A 16,311-nucleotide genomic window follows, 5' to 3' on the forward strand; every position below is an offset into this window, starting at 1 on the left:
CTGCTTCGCCTCGCTTGGTGTGATTATGCCTTTACCAGAGGGACGCCAGGGCAAACGCGTTCGGTTCAGTCGCCCTCGCGCCGTTCCCGGGTGGCGAGCAGCCGGCGCAGCGAGTACAGCCGGGCCGGATCCGCGTGACCGTCCGCCACCCACTTCTCCAGGGCGCACTCCGGCGCGTTCTCGTCGTGCGTACAGCCGCGGGGGCATTCCTCCGTCCCCGGCTCCAGGTCCGGGAAGGCGTGGATGACGCGCGAGGGGTCCACGTGGTGCAGGCCGAAGGACCGTACGCCCGGGGTGTCGATCACCCAGCCGGACTCGCCCGCCAGGGGGAGCGCGAGCGCGGAGGTGGTGGTGTGCCGGCCGCGTCCGGTGACCGCGTTGACGTGCCCGGTGGTGCGCCGGCGCTCCTCGGGGACGAGCGTGTTGACCAGGGTGGTCTTGCCGACGCCGGAGTGGCCGACGAAAGCGGTGACCCGGCCGTCCAGGTGCTCGCGGACCATGTCGCGCGCCGCCCCGTTCTCCAGCTCCTCGCGGCTGGTGACGACGTACGGAACCCCCAGCGGGACGTACATCTCCAGCAGTCCGTCGGCGGGCGCCAGGTCGGACTTGGTGAGCACCAGGAGCGGCGTCAGACCCCCGTCGTACGCGGCGACCAGGCAGCGGTCGATCATCCGCGGGCGCGGTTCCGGGTCGGCGAGGGCGGTGACGATGGCGAGCTGGTCGGCGTTGGCGACCACCACCCGCTCGAACGGGTCGTCGTCGTCGGCGGTGCGGCGCAGCACCGAGGAGCGCGGTTCGATGCGGACGATCCGGGCCAGGGTGTCCTTGGCGCCCGACAGGTCCCCGACGATCCCCACCCGGTCACCGACCACCGCGGCCTTGCGGCCCAGCTCACGGGCCTTCATGGCCACCACGGTGCGGTCCTCGACGAGGCAGGTCAGCCGGCCCCGGTCCACGGTGAGGACCATGCCCTGCTGGGCGTCCTCGTGCTTGGGCCGGATGTGGGTGCGGGGGCGGTTGCCCTTGCGGTTGGGGCGGACGCGGATGTCGTCCTCGTCGGGGTTCTTGCCGTAGCGGCGCATGGTCCTCGCCCGCCCGTCAGTTGCCCGCGAGCATGTCGGACCACATGGCCGGGAAGTCGGGCAGGGTCTTGGCGGTCGTCCCCACGTTCTCGATCTGCACACCCGCGACGGCCAGGCCGAGGATCGAACCGGCGGTCGCCATCCGGTGGTCGTCGTAGGTGTGGAAGACGCCGCCGTGCAGCGTGCGCGGCCGGATGTGCAGGCCGTCGGCGGTCTCGGTGACGTCACCGCCGAGCTCGTTGATCTCCTTGGTCAGGGCGGCCAGCCGGTCGGTCTCGTGCAGCCGCAGGTGGGCGACGCCGCGCAGGGTGGACGGGGAGTCGGCCAGGGCGGCGACCGCGGCGATGCCCGGGGTCAGCTCGCCGACCTCGCTCAGGTCCCAGTCGATGCCGTGCACGGTGCCCGTGCCGGTGAACGTCAGGCCGCGCTCGGTCAGCTCGCAGGACCCGCCCATCGCCGTGAAGATCTCGCGCAGCGCGTCGCCCGGCTGCGTGGTGTGCTCCGGCCAGTCCGGGATGGTGACCCGGCCGCCGGTGATCAGGGCCGCCGCCAGGAACGGCTGCGCGTTGGACAGGTCCGGCTCCACCGTCAGGTCGCGGCCGAGCAGCGCGCCCGGGGTGACCCGCCAGACGTTCGCCTCGCCCCCCGACTCGGGGGTGTCGACCTGGGCGCCGATGGTGCGCAGCATGTCGACGGTCATCCGGATGTGCGGCAGCGAGGGGAGCGTGGGGCCCGTGTGACGGACCTCGACGCCCTGGTTGAAGCGCGGGGCCGACAGCAGCAGGGCGCTCACGAACTGGGAGGACGACGACGCGTCGATCTCCACCCGGCCGCCGTCCAGGGCGCCGCCGCCGAAGACGGTCAGGGGCAGCGCGCCCCGGTTGTCGTCGTCGATACGGGCGCCCAGGGTGCGCAGCGCCGTGATGACCGCCCCGAGCGGACGCTCGTAGGAACGCGGGTCGCCGTCGAACCGGATCGGGCCGTCCGCGAGCGCGGCGACGGGCGGCAGGAAGCGCATGACCGTACCCGCGTTGCCGACGTCGACGGTGGCCGGGCCGCGCAGGCCGGAGGGGATGATCCGCCAGGCCTCGCCGGTGGTGCCGGACCCGTCGGCGGTGGAGCTGGAGGGCACCGTCTCCTCGATGCCCACGCCCATCGCGCGCAGCGCCTGCGCCATCAGCAGGGTGTCGCGCGAGCGCAGCGGACGGCGCAGCCAGCCGGGCTCGGCCGCCAGCGCGGCGAGCACGAGCGCACGGTTGGTGACCGACTTGGAGCCGGGCACGGTGACCGTCGCGTCGACGGCCCCGCTCGCGTGAGGGGCGGGCCAGAGGGCAGGGTGCACGGCGCTTTCGGTCATGACCCTCACTTTAATGGCTCTTGGGAGGGCCGGATCTTGATCGAATCCGGTCGGACGGCCCGTATGGCCCCGGTCGGGCGGCTCCTACAGCCCCAGCAGCCAGCGACCGCCGCCGAGCAGTGCGCACAGCGAGACGACGTGGAACATCAGCAGCCACATCAGCGGCGGTACGTGGGTGAGCCTGGCCAGCTGGTCCGCGTCGGAGTCGGGCGCCCCGCCGTGCCTGCGCTTCGACTGCAGCTCGAAGGCCGGCCGCACCCCGCCCAGCAGCAGGAACCACACGGCCGTGTAGGCGAAGGCGGCCTGGACCTCGGGGCCGGTCAGCCAGGACACCAGCAGGAACGCGGCGCCGGTGAGCACCACCGTCAGCACCCCGTACGCGTTGCGGATCATCACCAGCATCGCGACGAGCAGCGCGGTGGCCAGCCACAGGAAGAGCGTGATGTGGTCGGCGGCCAGCAGCCACGCCCCGCCGAGTCCGAGCAGCGGCGGGGCGGTGTAGCCCGCGGCTGCGGTCAGGATCATGCCTATGCCGGTGGGCTTGCCCCGGCTGAGGGTGAGGCCGCTGGTGTCGGAGTGCAGCCTGATGCCGGTGAGGGTGCGCCCGGTGAGCAGTGCGATCAGTCCGTGGCCGCCCTCGTGGGCGATGGTGATCGCGTTGCGGGACAGCCGCCAGAGCGGGTGCGGTACGACGACGAGCAGGGCGAGCGCGGCCGTCGCGTACAGCAGCCAGGTCTCGGGTTCGGGCTGGGTGCCGGTCAGCCGGTCCCACAGGGAGCCCATGTCGGTGGCACCGAGGACCAGGGCGGAGGAGACGCCGGTATTGAGGGTGTCCATTTTTCGGGCGGCTCCTTGAAGGCAGTACGGGCGTGGCAGTGTGACAAGTATGTGTGGACGGTTTGCGGTGAGCCGGGGGGCCGAAGACCTCGCCGGACTCTTTGAGGTGGAGAAGTGGGATCCGGCCGAGAGCTTCGTGCCGGACTGGAACGTGGCGCCGACGAAGAACGTGCCGGTGATTCTGGAGCGTCCTGTGAAGGACGCAGCGGATCCCCGTCCGGTTCGGCAGCTGCGGAGTCTGAAGTGGGGGCTGGTGCCGTCCTGGGCGAAGACGCCCGACGGCGGCGCGCGGATGATCAACGCCAGGGCCGAGACGGTGCACGAGAAGCCGTCGTTCCGGCGGGCGTTCGCCACCCGGCGGTGCATCGTCCCCGCGGACGGCTATTACGAGTGGGTGACCGGCGCCGCGGAGCGGGGGCTGGAGGAGGAGGGAAAGAAGAAGCGGGCCCGCAAGCAGCCGTACTTCGTGACGCCCGCCGGGGGCGAGGTGATGGCGATGGCCGGGATCTACGAGTTCTGGCGCGACCGGACCCTGCCGGACGAGCACGAACTGGCCTGGTGGGTGACCTGCTCGATCATCACCACCGAGGCCGAGACGACGCCGCTGGCCGGGGGACCGGCGGGCGAGGGCGGCCCTGCCTCGCTGTCGGAGATCCATCCCCGGATGCCGCTGCTGCTGACGCCCGACAGGTGGGCGAGCTGGCTTGACCCCTCCCTCACCGAGCCGGAGGAGGTACGGGGGCTGCTGGTGCCGCCCGCGGCGGGCCTGGTGCGGGCCTACCCGGTGGGGACGGCGGTGAGCAACGTCCGCAACAACGGGCCGGAGCTGCTGACGGAGCTGGCGGGACCGGAGGTCGGCACGCTGTTCTGAGGCGGTGCCGGTCCGCGCGGCCCCGTTCCGCACAGGTGCCCCGTACGCGCGGGGTTCCCCGCGTCCCCGGTGGGGGCGCGGCAGGATGGGGGCATGGAGCGAGTGGTGGGTGTGGAGACCGGGGCCGGAGAGGCCCGGGTGCATTGGTACCGGGCGAAGCGGGCCTGGGGCGTGCTCGCCCTCGGGCACGGGGCGGGCGGCGGCGTCGAGGCCAGGGACCTGCGGGCCCTGGCCGAAGCCCTCCCCGGCGAAGGGATCGGCGTGGCCCTCGTCGAGCAGCCCTGGCGGGTGGCCGGGAAGAAGCTCGCCCCCGCACCGAAGACGCTGGACACCGGGTGGCGCGGCATCTGGCCCCTGCTGGCCGAGGAGGGGCTGCCGGTCTTCGCCGGGGGCCGCAGCGCGGGTGCCCGGGTGGCCTGCCGCACCGCCGCGGAACTCGGCGCCGCCGGGGTCGTCGCGCTCAGCTTCCCGCTGCACCCGCCGGGGAAGCCCGAGAAGTCCCGGCTGGCGGAACTGACCGGCGCGGGCGTGCCCACCCTCGTCGTCCAGGGCGGCAACGACCCCTTCGGCCGGCCCGCCGAGTTCCCGCCCCTGGGCGGGTCGATGGTGGAAGTGCCGTACGGCGACCACGGGTTCGCGGTGCCCAAGCGGGCGGAGATCAGCCAGGAGGAGGCCCTCCGGGTGATCACCGAGGGCGTGGGCAAGTGGCTGATGGGGCGCAAGGGCCGCTGAGGCCGGTCCGGCGGGCCGGGAATGCGGAGCGGCGGACCACTGTTGTCGCAAGCGTCCGACGTAGAAACGAGAGGGAGTTCGCCGCATGGGTTCCACCATCTGCCCGCGCCGCCCGCAAGCCTCTGACCTGGAGTGGACGGTGCTTTCCGCGGCGAAGACCGTACCCGCTCAGGCAGCGGGGAAGCAGGGTGGTCGTCTATCCTCCGAGTCGAGCGGGTCCGCATTCGGGCTCGCCACGGCGCTGAAGGAGGTGGGTCCGGTCACTGGGACCGACGCAGGGACCGAAGCCGGCCACGCGGAGGAGACCACCGCCGAGCGCAACGCGCGCTTCGAGCGGGACGCGCTGGGCTTCCTCGACCAGATGTACTCCGCCGCGCTGCGCATGACGCGCAACCCGGCGGACGCGGAAGACCTGGTGCAGGAGACCTACGCGAAGGCGTACGGGTCCTTCCACCAGTTCCGCGAGGGGACCAACCTCAAGGCCTGGCTCTACCGGATTCTCACCAACACGTTCATCAACTCCTACCGCAAGAAGCAGCGCGAGCCGCTGCGCAGCGCTTCGGAGGAGATCGAGGACTGGCAGCTGGCCCGTGCCGAGTCGCACATGTCGACCGGTCTGCGCTCCGCCGAGTCGCAGGCGCTGGACCACCTGCCCGACTCGGACGTGAAGTCCGCGCTGCAGGCGATCCCGGAGGAGTTCCGCATCGCCGTGTATCTCGCCGATGTCGAGGGGTTTGCCTACAAGGAAATCGCGGACATCATGGGGACACCGATCGGGACGGTCATGTCCCGGCTGCACCGGGGACGCCGTCAGCTGCGCGGCATGCTGGAGGACTACGCCCGCGAGCGCGGTCTGGTGCCGGCCGGTGCCGGAGCGGCGTCCGGGGAGTCGAACGACGCGAAAGGCTCGGGCTCATGAGCTGCGGAGATCCGCACGAGACGGACTGCTCTGAGGTGCTCGACCATCTCTACGAGTTCCTCGACAAAGAGATGCCGGACGGCGAGTGCACCAAGTTCGAGGAGCACTTCGAGGAGTGCTCGCCGTGCCTGGAGAAGTACGGCCTGGAGCAGGCCGTGAAGAAGCTCGTCAAGCGGTGCTGCGGCTCCGACGACGTGCCGGTCGACCTGCGCTCCAAGGTGCTCGGCCGGATCGACCTGATCCGGGCCGGACAGGCCGTGCCCGAGCAGGACGTGGCCGCACCCGACCTGCTCGCCCCGCAGCCCGGCCCGGCTCCGGCCGCGTCCGAGGCGGCCGCCGCCGCGGTCAACGAGCAGGCCAAGAAGTAGCCGGACGGCGACCGGAGGCCACCGCCGCCGCACCGGACCGCCACGCGCACGCACCCAGGCCGCCGGTTCCCGGCCCGTCGTCACTCGATGGGGGGAACCGGCGGCCTTTGCGCGTTCGGCGGCCCACAACTCGCTAGCCTGACGGACGATTTGGCTACGGCGCCGCAGCGGAGCGGACCGACGGGTTGCGGGGGAACGGGTGCGAGCGTTACCGGCGGCAGCTCGGGTCTGTGTCCTGGGCACCGTGATCGTCGCGGCCCTCGCCGTCCTGACCGGCCTCGACCGCACCCCCTGGGACGCGGTCGCCCTGCTGGCCGCCCTCTACGCCGCGTGCGAGCTGCTGCCCCGCTGCAACCTGCTGCGGATCACCGTGCCGGCCGGCTCCGGGGCCTTCTTCCCCGTCCCGCTCGCCGCCGTCTTCCTGCTGTCGCCCTCGGCCGCCGCCCTGGTCGCCGTGCCCGGCGCGCTCCTCGGGCGGGTCACCCGCACACCGGCAGGCCCGCGCCGGGTGTGGCGGGCGGCCCAACTGGCCCTCGCGGTGTGGACCGGAGCCTGGCTGTGGGGCGCGCTGGGCGGGCCCGGCGAAAGCGGCGGCCCCCCGGCCTTCCCGTACGCACTCCTGCCCGCGGGGGCCGCGGTGGTCGGCTTCTGCGCCGTACTGACCCTCCTCGACGGCGCGATCCTGGTCGCGGCCGAGCGGATGCCGGTACGGACCGCCTGGCACGGCCTCTTCGTGCGCTCGCTGGCCCCGCACGGGGTGCACGGCCTGGCCGGACTGATGATGGCCGTGCTGTGGCGCAGCCCGTACGGGCCGTCCGCCGCCCTCTTCGTCCTCCTGCCGATGTACCTCTCCTGCTGGGTCTTCGCCCAGTACCAGCGCGAGCACGACGCCCACCAGACCACCATCCGCGCACTCGTCCAGGCCGTCGACCTCAAGGACCGCTACACGCGCGGCCACAGCGAACGGGTCGGCCGGGCCTCCGCCATGATGGCCGCCGAGCTCGGCATGGACGAGGAGCGGCGCGAAGCGCTCCGGTTCGCCGGGATCCTGCACGACGTGGGCAAGCTCGGGGTGCCGACCCGGCTGCTCCGCAAGGACGGACCGCTGACCCCCGAGGAACGGCGGGTCATCGAACTCCACCCGGAGTACGGGCACGAGATGGTGCGCGGCATCGGCTTCCTCGGGGACGCGCGCGCGGCGATCCTGCACCACCACGAACGGATGGACGGCAGCGGCTACCCGTACGGGCTGGCCGGGGACCGGATCCCCGAGTTCGCCCGGGTGGTGGCCGTGGCGGACGCCTTCGACGCGATGACCTCCACCCGCTCCTACCGCAGGGCCCGCCCCGTCGAGGCGGCCGTGGCGGAACTGGAGCGGTGCGCGGGCACCCAGTTCGACCCCCGTATGGTGGCCGCACTGGTCGCCGCGCTGGACCGCGAGGGCTGGAACCCGGCGGTGACGGCCGACGAGGAGGCCGTCGGGGCGACGGCGGCCGGCCCCGGGGAGCCCGCGGGAGCCCCCGACCCGACCGCGCCGCCCCGTCGCCGCGGCGAAGGGCCGCCCGCGGACGGCTGCCGGCCGGGACCCGGCCCCGAACCCCTGCCCGTCCCCAGGACACGGCCCCGCACCGGGGCGAGATCCAGGACCCCGCACGAGCCGGAACCGGCACAGGGGACGAAGCAGGGCACGAAGCAAGGCACGAAACAGGGGGCGAACGGGGGAACGAAGCAGGGGACCAAGCAGGGGACCAGGGCCAGGTCGCAGCTGGAGCAGGCGTCGGGCTGGAGCCTGTGCTCGGGACGCCTCCCCGCCCCGCTGCTCTCCCTCCTGCCGCTCTCCGTCCCTCCGCACTCCGACACCCCCTTCCCCGCCTCCCCCCTGCCCGCACCGCCCCTGCCGACGCCGCCCCGGCCCGCACCCGTCACCCCGGCGACCCGCGACGAACGGGCCGAGCCGAAGCGCCGGAAGAGCTGAGCGCCGTGGCGGTGGCCGGACGGACGGTGGCCGGACTGCTGGCCCTGGGCGCGGTGGCCGAGGTCCTGCGCACGGGCCCGGCACAGCCGGGCATCGCGGTGGCCTTCGCACTGCTCATCTGGGTCGGGGAGGTGGCGCACCGCGGCGGTGAGCCCGCACCGCTCGGCACCGCCGGAGCACTCGCCTACGCACTGCTCGGACACTGCGCCGGGACACCCACCACGCACGGCGTCCCCCAGGTGGTGGCCGTGACCGCGGTGGCGCTGGGCGCCGGGGCCGCGACCCGCCGGGCACGCGGGCGCCGCTGCGCGGAGTGGCCCCCGGGCGGACCGGGCGCCGCCTCCGCCCGGGGACCCGCAGCGGACCGGGCGGCCCGGCAACTGCTCACCGTGGCGTTCGCGGCCGTCTGCTTCCAGCCGCTGTACAACTCCGGACTCGTGGAGGAACTCGTCGGCCACGGCCCCGGCTTCGCCCTGCTGCTCGTGGTGTTCCTGGTGCTGACGGGGCTGTGCGACGCGGTGCTCGGCGCCGCCTTCGCACGGGCCAGGACCGGGCACCCGTACGGGCCGCTGCTCCGCGACGAGGTGCGCGCGCTGCGCGGCATCGGGGCTGCGGTGTGCGCGAGTTCGGTCGTGATGGCGCTGGCCGTCGCCGTGGTGGGGCTGTGGGCGCTGGCGGTGTTCTGCGTGCCGCTGCTGCTCACCCAGCTGTCGTTCCGGCGGTACGCGGAGGTCAGGGACACCTACCGGCAGACCATCGCCTCGCTCGCCAGGGCCACCGAGATCGCCGGCTACACCCGCCCCGGGCACGCCCGCCGGGTGGCCCTGCTCGCCGCCGCGGTCGGCCGCGAACTGGGTCTCTCCGGAAAGGACTTGACGCTGCTGGAGTACGCGGCCCTGATGCACGACATCGGCCAGCTCTCGCTCGTCGACCCCGTTCCGGCCGGCGCCACCGCCCTGCTGCCCGTCCAGGACCAGCGGCGCATCGCGCTGCTCGGCGGCGCGGTCGTCCGGCAGACCGGGGTGCCCGAGGAGGTCGCGGAAGTGGTGGAGCGGCAGGCGGATCCGTACCGTGACCAGCCGCTCACCGCCCGCATTGTCCGTACCGTCAACGCGTACGTCGATCTCTCGGGGGAATGCGGGGGAGGTCCGGCCGGCCCGCTGGACGCGCTGGAAACGCTGCGTGCGGGCACCGGATGCGACTACCAGAGCGAGGTCGTGGAATCCCTGGCGCGTGTCCTCGCACGCGGAGTCGCCCTGCCCCCACCTGGGTAACCAGTGGGTAATGAGCGGGGCTCCAGCCGGGCATGGTTGGATGCGAAGAGAGCCCCTGGCAGCCACGGCGCAGCCAAGAGCACGGCAGGGGAAGTGAGCCAACCGGCAGGCGGGAATCGTGAGGATCTTCGGGAAGGTACGGCATCGGCCCTCCGCCTCGTGGCGGCAGGCCACGGACCGCGCGTTCACGCTGATCGGCGACGGTCGGTACGAGGACGCGGGGGCGCTCCTGACACGCGCGGCGGATCTCGAACCCTGGCTCTCGGAGTCCTGGTTCAATCTGGCGCTGCTGCACAAATTCCGGCACGATTGGGACCAGGCGCGGGCCGCGGGCCTGCGTGCCGTCGCGCTGCTCGACCGCGAGACCGGCGCTCCCGACTGGTGGAACGTCGGGATCGCCGCCACCGCGCTCCAGGACTGGCCGCTCGCGCGCCGGGCCTGGCAGGCGTACGGGCTGAAGGTGCCCGGCGCCCCCACCGAGAGCGGCGAACCCCTCGGCATGGAGCTGGGCAGCGCCGCGGTGCGGCTGTCGCCCGAGGGCGAGGCGGAGGTGGTGTGGGGCCGCAGGCTGGATCCCGCACGCATCGAGGTGCTGTCGATCCCGCTGCCGTCCTCCGGGCGGCGCTGGGGCGAGGTCGTGCTGCACGACGGGGTGCCGCACGGGGAGCGGGTGACGGCCGCGGGGCCCTCCTTCCCCGTGTTCGACGAGATCGAGCTGTGGGCACCGTCCCCGGTACCGACCTGGGTGGTCCTCCTGGAGGCCGCCACCGAGGCCGACCGGGACGCCCTGGAGCGCCTCGCGGCGGACGCCGGCTTCGCCGCCGAGGACTGGTCGTCCTCCGTGCGGCTGCTGTGCCGCACCTGCTCGGAGTCGCGGATGCCCTCCGACGAGGGCGACGGCGAGCAGCACCTGGACCCGCACGACCACAGCGAGCCCGGCCACCCCGGCCCGCTCGGCCACCGGACGAACGGGGACCTGTGGGTGCCCGAGCGCGAGTGCGGCCTCGCCGCGCCGCCCGGACTGGTGCGGGGCCTGCTCGACGGATGGGTCGCCGACAGCCCGGACAGCCGGGAGTGGCGGGATCTCGAAGAGGTCTGCTGAGCGGACGCGGCCGGTGCCCGTAGGCTGTACGGGCACCGATTCCGGTGCGGCGGTCGGTTTTGAGGAAGGCGTACGGCGGACATGGCGCAGCAGCAGCAGGTCGACGAGCAGGTCGGTAACGGGTTCGTCGTGGATACGGAGGACTGCGAGGCCCGCGAGCTGGCGTACCGCGAGCGCGGCACCGCCCGCCCGATCACGGTCGTCGGCAACCCGGTGCTGCACCACGAGTGCCGGGACGTCACCGAGTTCGACGACAAGCTCGCCTCCCTCATCGACGACATGTTCGCCAGCCAGAAGGCCGCCGAGGGCGTGGGCCTGGCGGCCAACCAGATCGGCGTCGACCTCAAGGTCTTCGTCTACGACTGCCCGGACGACGACGGCGTCCGGCACACCGGAGTCGTGATCAACCCGGTCCTCGACGAGCTGCCCGCCGACCGCCGGGTGCTCGACGACTCCAACGAGGGCTGCCTGTCGGTCCCCGGCGCGTACGCCGAGCTGGCCCGCCCGGACTACGCGGTCGTCCGCGGCCAGGACGCCGAGGGCAACCCGATCGCCGTCGAGGGCACCGGCTACTTCGCCCGCTGCCTCCAGCACGAGACGGACCACCTCTACGGCCGCCTCTACATCGACCGCCTCTCCAAGCGCGAGCGCAAGGCCGCGCTCAAGCAGATGGAAGAGGGCACCCCGCGCTACGAGACGGTCCCCAACGACTAGTTCCCGCACGCCCGCTTTCCGCGTCCCGCGCCCGGTCGCTCGTCGAGCCGCCGGGCGCGCGGCGTTCACATGTGCGGGGTACGGGGGCGCAGGCCGAGCAGGACCTCCTCGACGAGTTCCGGACAGCGCCGGACGGCCGCGGCGTCGAAGCCCAGCAGGAAGCGGTAGTACACCGGCGCGTAGAAGAGGTCGACCATCACCGAGGTCGGCAGGTCCGCGCGGACCTGCCCGGCGGCCACGGCGCTGTCCAGGCGCGCCCGGCACTCCCTGATGCGGGGGTCCACGACGGTCTCGCGGACGGTCTCCATCAGTTCGGGGTCGTTCTGGGCCTCGCCGATGATGCCCCGGAAGACCCGGCCCACGTCCCCGGTGAGCAGCTCCGTGACGGCGGTGAGCTGCGTCTTCAGGTCGGCGGCGATGTCCCCGGTGTCGGGGAAGGCGATGCCGTCGCCGATCCGCTCGTTGAGCGAGTCCAGGGCCACCGCCCCCTTGCAGGACCACCAGCGGTAGATCGTGGGCTTTCCCACGCCCGCCCGGCTCGCGATGGCCTCGATGGTCAGCTTGGCGTAGCCCTTGCCGACCGCCAGCTCGAACACCGCGTCGAGGATCGCTCGGCGGGCGCGTTCGCTGCGCCGCTCACTCTGGGGCTCGGGAGTCATGCGGCCACCCTACCGCTTGCGTGACGTTACGTTTCGTTTTGACAAGGTGCCGGAGTCTGCTCTAGCTTCCGAGGCGTTACGAAACGTTTCGTAACGGAGCTGCGGGGTCCTCACCGGCCCCGCCGACCCAAGGGGAGAACCATGTCCAGCAGCAGGAGCGGTGCCGGCGCGGGGGTCATCGAGAAGGTCGCCACCACGCCCGACTGGTACCGGCCGTACCGGATCTCGCAGGCCGTGAAGGCGGGCGGCTTCGTGTACGTGTCCGGCCAGGCGGGCTTCCACGAGGACGGGACCACCGTCGAGGGCGGCTTCCTGGAACAGGGGCGACAGGCGTTCCGCAACGTCGCACGGGTGCTGGAGGCGGCCGGACTGACCTTCGCCGACGTGGTCAAGGTCGGGATCTTCGTACGCGACATGGCGGCGAACCTGCCGCACGTGATCACTCTGCGCGGCGAGTTCCTGGCCGAGCCCTACCCCGCCGACACCCTCATCGAGGTCGTCTCGCTGGCCCAGCCGGACTGGCAGATCGAGGTCGAGGTCGTCGCACTGGACCGGAGCGCGGGCTGAGCGACGGGGCGTGCGGGGCCGGCGGGGCACTGGAGGGGCGGCCCGGTGCGCGCGTGCCGGGGTACGGGCCGCCGGAGGTGCGGTCGCGTCGCGCGTGCCGGGGTGCCGGCGGCCGTGTCATGCCGCGCGTGCCGGGCCCCTGAAGGTGCGGCGGTAGGCGTGCGGGGTGGTGCCCAGGGTGCGCAGGAAGTGGTGCCGCAGCCCCGCCGCCGTACCGAAGCCGGAGCGGCCCGCGACCACGTCGACCGTCTCGTCGCTCGCCTCCAGCAACTGCTGTGCCAGCAGCACCCGCTGACGCAGCACCCAGCGGTAGGGAGTGGTCCCCGTCTCCTGCTGGAAGCGGCGGGCGAAGGTGCGCGGGGACATGTGGGCGCGGGCCGCCAACTGCTCGACCGTCAGGTCCAGTTCGAGGTTCTCCGCCATCCACACCAGTACCTCGCCCACGGTGTCGCAGCGGGTGTGGGTGAGCGGACGCTCGATGTACTGCGCCTGACCGCCGTCCCGGTGCGGCGGCACCACCATCCGCCGCGCGATGGTGTTGGCGACCTCCGGGCCGTCCTCCTGCCGCACCAGATGCAGACAGGCGTCGATGCCGGCGGCGGTGCCCGCCGAGGTGATGACCGGGCCCTCGTCGACGTACAGCACGTCCGGCTCCAGGCGGGCCTTCGGGTGGCGCCGTGCCAGCTCGTCCACGTGCCGCCAGTGCGTGGTGCAGCGCCGCCCGTCGAGCAGTCCGGCCGCGCCGAGCACGAAGGCCCCGGAGCAGACGCTCAGCACCCGCGCACCCCGCTCCACGCCCCGGCGCAGGGCGTCGAGCAGGGGCTCTGGATAGGTGCGGGCCTCGCAGTGCTGGTCGGCGGGGATCGCGATCAGATCGGCCTCTTCGAGCCGGTCGAGCCCGTACGGCACGTTGATCGAGAACGCCCCCGAACGGGCCGGCAGCTGCCCCGACTCCACCGCGCAGACCGCGAAGTCGTAGACCGGCAGGCCCTGTTCGCTCCGGTCGATCCCGAACACCTCGCACAGCACGCCCAGTTCGAACGGATTGACCCCGTCCACCAGTGCCACGGCAACGTTTCTCAGCATGCTGCCAGTGTGGCAGTAATTCGATGTGTCATGACAGTCCTGCCACTCATCAATTCAGCTCCGCTGAACGAGAGTTGAGCCATGAACACATTCCTGAACTACCTGACCGTCATCGCCCTTTTCGCCCTTATGGCGCTTCCCTCGCTTGTCGGGCACGCCCACGACCGGAGGATCGACCGCCAGCTCCGCCGGGCCGAGCGGCGCGCCGCCGAGACCGAGGCCCCCGTCGCCCGCTACGAGCTGACGAGCTAGCCGGTCACCACCCGGAAATGGGTGGTCAGCCGGTGCTCGTCGTCCAGCACGTGAAACGCCAGACCGGGCGGCTGCTCCCGGTCCGCCGCCTCCTCGCCCTCCCAGGGCAACCGCAGCGTCCAGGTCACCGCAGGACCCACCACCAGAGGCCGCCCGGCGAACGCCGAGGCGGCCGCGGTGTGCGCGTGCCCGGTCAGCACAGCCGCTACCCGCGGACGCGCGGCCAGCAGCCCGGCCAGCCACTCGGGCTCCCGGAGCTGATAGGAGTCCGGCAGCGGATGGTGCAGGGCCAGCGGCGGCTGGTGGAATGCCAGCAGCGCCGGGGTCCCGGGGGCCAGCGCGTCCAGGGTCGCGGTGATCCATTCCCGCGTCTCCGCGTCGAAATGCCCCTCGTCGCGCCCCGGAACCGTGGCATCCGCCATCAGGACCGCCACCCCCTTGACGTGATGCACCCGGTTGACCGGCCCGTCCCCGGCCGGCTCGCCCAGCAGGACCGTGCGGTAGGCGGCCCGCACATCGTGGTTCCCCGGGCAGGGCAGCACCGGGAACGGCGCCCGGAGCAGCCGCACCGCCTCCTCGTACTCGGCCTCCGCGCCGTGGTCGGCGATGTCGCCGGTGACCAGCAGGGCGTCCACCGGGCGGGGCAGACCGCGCAGGTAGGACATCACGCGCCGGGTGCGCTCGACGGAGCGGGCGGTGCCGTCCAGGTGCAGATCGCTGATCTGGGCAAGCAGAAGCACGGGTCCCCCGGAAGAGTCTCACGGTAAATGGAGTGAAAACCGTTAGGACGGTAAGGTGCGGCCCATGGAGTACGCAAGGGGGGACGGCCGGGGCCGCACCGCACTCGACCTGGTGAGCACCGTCCGCCATGACGGAAGAGGCGGCGTCGCCGACGACCTCGAAACGGTCGCGGGACTAGCCGACTGGCTGGCGGACGGTCGTCCCGAAGGGGGGCGGGACGGTCGGCCCGGAGGTGAACCCGCTGGGCAGCCCGACGGCGAGCGCGGCGGCCGGCCCGAAGATGAACCCGCTGGTCGGCCCGACGGAAAGCCCGGCGGTCGGCCCGGACCACAGCCCGGCGGCCTGCCCGCCGGGCCACGCGGCGGAGACCGAACCGCCGAGGCGCCCGCCACCGCCACCGCCACCGAGGAACTGCGCGCGGACGTCGTCCGCCTCCGCCGGGCCGTACGCGCGCTGTTCGCCCACGCGGTGCGCCCCGGCCCGCCCAGCCCGGCCGACGCCCACCGGCTGATGCCCTTCGAGGAAGCCCTGGCCCACCTCAACGCATGCGCCGCCCGCACCCCCGTACGCCTGGAACTGCACTGGGAACCGGACGGCGAACCGCACCCCGGACTCCGGGCCGACGAGGACACCCTCGTCACCCAACTGGCCCGCGCCGCAGTCGAGTTCCTGGCCGGCCCCGAACGCCACCTCCTGCGCGCCTGCACCGCACCGCGCTGCGTCCGCTACTACCTCCAGGGCCACGGCCGCCAGGAGTACTGCAAACCCTCCTGCGCCAACCGCGCCCGCGCCGCCCGCCACTACCGGCGCAACGCCGGCGGCTAGCCGACCCCGGGCACGGTGCCCGCGGTGAGGAAGAAGGTGACGGCATAGGTGAATCGCCCCGCGCGCACGGCATCGTCGAACTGCGCCACGAACCGGTCCGCGTCCACGGACGCGAGAAAGCCCCGCTCCGCGGCCGTGTGCGCCCAACTCCGCAGCCCCATCACGTGGTCGGCCGCCGCCGGGTCGCGCACCACCAGGGTCCGGGCCTCCACCGCGACGTCATCCAGACCGCGGTCCGCGAACAGACCGGCGTGCCGGTGCGCCAGCGTGCCGTTGCGCAGGCCCGCGTCCGCCCTGAACCGCAGTACCCGGCGGGCCAGGTCCTGGTCCTCGATGTCGAGCACCTGGGTGTCGTAGTCCGGATCCGCCAGGACGATACGGCCACCGGGACGCACCACCCGCACCAACTCGTCGAGCATGAGCCCCGGTTCGGCGACGTGCTGCACCACCCGGTCTGCCCAGACCCCGTCGAACCGCCCCGCCGCGAACGGCAGCCGCTGCCCGTCCGCGACCACGGCACACCCCAGCCCACGCTCCCGCGCCCGCCCGACCATCGTCAGCGAACTGTCCACCGCCACGACCCGGACGCCATCGGAGCGCAGGGCCAGCGCGGCATCCCCGGCCCCCGCCCCGACCTCAAGGAACAGCCCACCGGCCGACGCCCCCAGAAGCTCCCGCAACCGCCGCTTGTACCCGACGTAGAAGGGCTCCGCCCCCAACCGGTCCAGCACCCCGACCCACTCCTCGGGCCGTGGCTGCGTGTCCACCGACGTAAAACCGTGCGCCCCACCGTGATCGTCCATGGGATCACGCTAGACGCGCCGGGAACGGCGGTGGGGGGGGGGGGGCCCGCCCCCCCCCGGGGGCCCGCCCCCCCCCGGGGGGGGGCGCGGGGGCGGATAGAGTGGGGGGAGCCCCCGGGGCGCCCCCCCCCCCCCCGGGGACCGGCC

Annotated in this window: 17 protein-coding genes and 1 pseudogene; 11 read left to right on the plus strand and 7 right to left on the minus strand. The window is 73.2% G+C overall.

The genetic code is table 11. The features are described 5' to 3' along the window. Window positions 1-65 precede the first annotated feature (65 nt). The 3 genes from rsgA to ACFYVL_RS13925 all read right to left on the minus strand — a co-directional run bounded on the left by rsgA (window position 66) and on the right by ACFYVL_RS13925 (window position 3,222). Window positions 66-1,082, minus strand: coding sequence for a ribosome small subunit-dependent GTPase A (gene rsgA, locus ACFYVL_RS13915; protein WP_389244132.1), 1,017 nt, complete (start codon window positions 1,080-1,082; stop codon window positions 66-68). 16 nt (window positions 1,083-1,098) lie between these two features. Continuing rightward, window positions 1,099-2,439 carry a 3-phosphoshikimate 1-carboxyvinyltransferase gene (aroA, locus tag ACFYVL_RS13920; RefSeq protein ID WP_389244135.1) on the minus strand — a complete coding sequence of 447 codons (1,341 nt, stop codon included), beginning with the start codon at window positions 2,437-2,439 and terminating at the stop codon, window positions 1,099-1,101. An 84-nt stretch (window positions 2,440-2,523) separates the two neighbouring features. Continuing rightward, window positions 2,524-3,222 carry a M50 family metallopeptidase gene (locus ACFYVL_RS13925; RefSeq protein ID WP_389244228.1) on the minus strand — a complete coding sequence of 233 codons (699 nt, stop codon included), beginning with the start codon at window positions 3,220-3,222 and terminating at the stop codon, window positions 2,524-2,526. Between the two features lie 103 nt (window positions 3,223-3,325). On the opposite strand from ACFYVL_RS13925, the gene ACFYVL_RS13930 reads away from it, so the two are divergent. From ACFYVL_RS13930 to def, 8 genes and pseudogenes are all read left to right on the plus strand, one after another. After that, a complete protein-coding gene (locus tag ACFYVL_RS13930; RefSeq protein WP_389244137.1) occupies window positions 3,326-4,147 on the plus strand; it encodes an SOS response-associated peptidase in 822 nt (273 codons plus the stop codon). 93 nt (window positions 4,148-4,240) lie between these two features. Then, on the plus strand, window positions 4,241-4,879 hold the full coding sequence (locus ACFYVL_RS13935; protein ID WP_389244139.1) for an alpha/beta family hydrolase: 639 nt from the start codon (window positions 4,241-4,243) through the stop codon (window positions 4,877-4,879). Window positions 4,880-5,129: 250 nt separating this feature from the next. Further along, window positions 5,130-5,798, plus strand: a complete 669-nt coding sequence (locus ACFYVL_RS13940) for a sigma-70 family RNA polymerase sigma factor (protein ID WP_384358528.1) — start codon at window positions 5,130-5,132, stop codon at window positions 5,796-5,798. Next, the gene (gene rsrA / locus ACFYVL_RS13945) at window positions 5,795-6,166 is read left to right on the plus strand and encodes a mycothiol system anti-sigma-R factor (RefSeq protein WP_389244141.1); all 372 of its coding nucleotides are present in this window, start codon (window positions 5,795-5,797) and stop codon (window positions 6,164-6,166) included. Before ACFYVL_RS13940 ends, rsrA begins: the two co-directional genes overlap by 4 nt. 199 nt (window positions 6,167-6,365) lie before the next feature. Then, window positions 6,366-7,709 (plus strand): annotated as a pseudogene (locus tag ACFYVL_RS13950) (HD-GYP domain-containing protein); the annotation flags it as partial. Between the two features lie 437 nt (window positions 7,710-8,146). After that, the gene (locus tag ACFYVL_RS13955; protein WP_389244143.1) at window positions 8,147-9,415 is read left to right on the plus strand and encodes an HD domain-containing protein; all 1,269 of its coding nucleotides are present in this window, start codon (window positions 8,147-8,149) and stop codon (window positions 9,413-9,415) included. A 118-nt stretch (window positions 9,416-9,533) separates the two neighbouring features. Continuing rightward, complete coding sequence (locus ACFYVL_RS13960) at window positions 9,534-10,517, plus strand: tetratricopeptide repeat protein (protein ID WP_389244145.1); 984 nt, start codon at window positions 9,534-9,536, stop codon at window positions 10,515-10,517. A gap of 81 nt (window positions 10,518-10,598) precedes the next feature. Then, a complete protein-coding gene (gene def / locus ACFYVL_RS13965; RefSeq protein ID WP_389244147.1) occupies window positions 10,599-11,231 on the plus strand; it encodes a peptide deformylase in 633 nt (210 codons plus the stop codon). A 65-nt stretch (window positions 11,232-11,296) separates the two neighbouring features. Here the strand turns inward: def and ACFYVL_RS13970 are convergent, their stop codons facing one another. Then, window positions 11,297-11,890 carry a TetR/AcrR family transcriptional regulator gene (locus tag ACFYVL_RS13970; RefSeq protein ID WP_389244149.1) on the minus strand — a complete coding sequence of 198 codons (594 nt, stop codon included), beginning with the start codon at window positions 11,888-11,890 and terminating at the stop codon, window positions 11,297-11,299. Window positions 11,891-12,031: 141 nt separating this feature from the next. On the opposite strand from ACFYVL_RS13970, the gene ACFYVL_RS13975 reads away from it, so the two are divergent. Continuing rightward, the gene (locus tag ACFYVL_RS13975) at window positions 12,032-12,457 is read left to right on the plus strand and encodes a RidA family protein (RefSeq protein WP_389244151.1); all 426 of its coding nucleotides are present in this window, start codon (window positions 12,032-12,034) and stop codon (window positions 12,455-12,457) included. A 117-nt stretch (window positions 12,458-12,574) separates the two neighbouring features. Here ACFYVL_RS13975 and ACFYVL_RS13980 read toward each other — a convergent pair whose 3' ends face one another. Continuing rightward, on the minus strand, window positions 12,575-13,543 hold the full coding sequence (locus tag ACFYVL_RS13980; RefSeq protein ID WP_389244153.1) for a helix-turn-helix domain-containing protein: 969 nt from the start codon (window positions 13,541-13,543) through the stop codon (window positions 12,575-12,577). A gap of 81 nt (window positions 13,544-13,624) precedes the next feature. Here ACFYVL_RS13980 and ACFYVL_RS13985 point away from each other — a divergent pair, with 81 nt between their 5' ends. Beyond that, window positions 13,625-13,795, plus strand: coding sequence for a hypothetical protein (locus tag ACFYVL_RS13985; protein WP_389244155.1), 171 nt, complete (start codon window positions 13,625-13,627; stop codon window positions 13,793-13,795). Here ACFYVL_RS13985 and ACFYVL_RS13990 read toward each other — a convergent pair. Then, the gene (locus ACFYVL_RS13990) at window positions 13,792-14,535 is read right to left on the minus strand and encodes a metallophosphoesterase (RefSeq protein WP_389244157.1); all 744 of its coding nucleotides are present in this window, start codon (window positions 14,533-14,535) and stop codon (window positions 13,792-13,794) included. The genes ACFYVL_RS13985 and ACFYVL_RS13990 overlap by 4 nt on opposite strands. Before the next feature lie 64 nt (window positions 14,536-14,599). Between ACFYVL_RS13990 and ACFYVL_RS13995 the strand changes: the two genes are divergently transcribed. Further along, window positions 14,600-15,361 (plus strand): ABATE domain-containing protein, encoded by a 762-nt coding sequence (locus ACFYVL_RS13995; protein ID WP_389244159.1) that lies wholly within the window; start codon window positions 14,600-14,602, stop codon window positions 15,359-15,361. Here the strand turns inward: ACFYVL_RS13995 and ACFYVL_RS14000 are convergent. After that, on the minus strand, window positions 15,358-16,164 hold the full coding sequence (locus tag ACFYVL_RS14000; protein WP_389244161.1) for a methyltransferase domain-containing protein: 807 nt from the start codon (window positions 16,162-16,164) through the stop codon (window positions 15,358-15,360). The genes ACFYVL_RS13995 and ACFYVL_RS14000 overlap by 4 nt on opposite strands. Between the last annotated feature and the right edge of the window lie 147 nt (window positions 16,165-16,311).

The sequence above is a fragment of the Streptomyces sp. NPDC004111 genome (assembly GCF_042874215.1).
Classification (GTDB): Bacteria; Actinomycetota; Actinomycetes; order Streptomycetales; family Streptomycetaceae; genus Streptomyces.

Excerpts from the sequence above, each read along its gene's own strand:
- rsgA (WP_389244132.1), bottom strand. The coding sequence starts at position 1,082 with ATGCGCCGCTACGGCAAGAACCCCGACGAGGACGACATCCGCGTCCGC.
- aroA (WP_389244135.1), bottom strand. The coding sequence starts at position 2,439 with ATGACCGAAAGCGCCGTGCACCCTGCCCTCTGGCCCGCCCCTCACGCG.
- ACFYVL_RS13925 (WP_389244228.1), bottom strand. The coding sequence starts at position 3,222 with ATGGGCTCCCTGTGGGACCGGCTGACCGGCACCCAGCCCGAACCCGAG.
- ACFYVL_RS13930 (WP_389244137.1), top strand. The coding sequence starts at position 3,326 with ATGTGTGGACGGTTTGCGGTGAGCCGGGGGGCCGAAGACCTCGCCGGA.
- ACFYVL_RS13935 (WP_389244139.1), top strand. The coding sequence starts at position 4,241 with ATGGAGCGAGTGGTGGGTGTGGAGACCGGGGCCGGAGAGGCCCGGGTG.
- rsrA (WP_389244141.1), top strand. The coding sequence starts at position 5,795 with ATGAGCTGCGGAGATCCGCACGAGACGGACTGCTCTGAGGTGCTCGAC.
- def (WP_389244147.1), top strand. The coding sequence starts at position 10,599 with ATGGCGCAGCAGCAGCAGGTCGACGAGCAGGTCGGTAACGGGTTCGTC.
- ACFYVL_RS13970 (WP_389244149.1), bottom strand. The coding sequence starts at position 11,890 with ATGACTCCCGAGCCCCAGAGTGAGCGGCGCAGCGAACGCGCCCGCCGA.
- ACFYVL_RS13975 (WP_389244151.1), top strand. The coding sequence starts at position 12,032 with ATGTCCAGCAGCAGGAGCGGTGCCGGCGCGGGGGTCATCGAGAAGGTC.
- ACFYVL_RS13980 (WP_389244153.1), bottom strand. The coding sequence starts at position 13,543 with ATGCTGAGAAACGTTGCCGTGGCACTGGTGGACGGGGTCAATCCGTTC.
- ACFYVL_RS13985 (WP_389244155.1), top strand. The coding sequence starts at position 13,625 with ATGAACACATTCCTGAACTACCTGACCGTCATCGCCCTTTTCGCCCTT.
- ACFYVL_RS13995 (WP_389244159.1), top strand. The coding sequence starts at position 14,600 with ATGGAGTACGCAAGGGGGGACGGCCGGGGCCGCACCGCACTCGACCTG.
- ACFYVL_RS14000 (WP_389244161.1), bottom strand. The coding sequence starts at position 16,164 with ATGGACGATCACGGTGGGGCGCACGGTTTTACGTCGGTGGACACGCAG.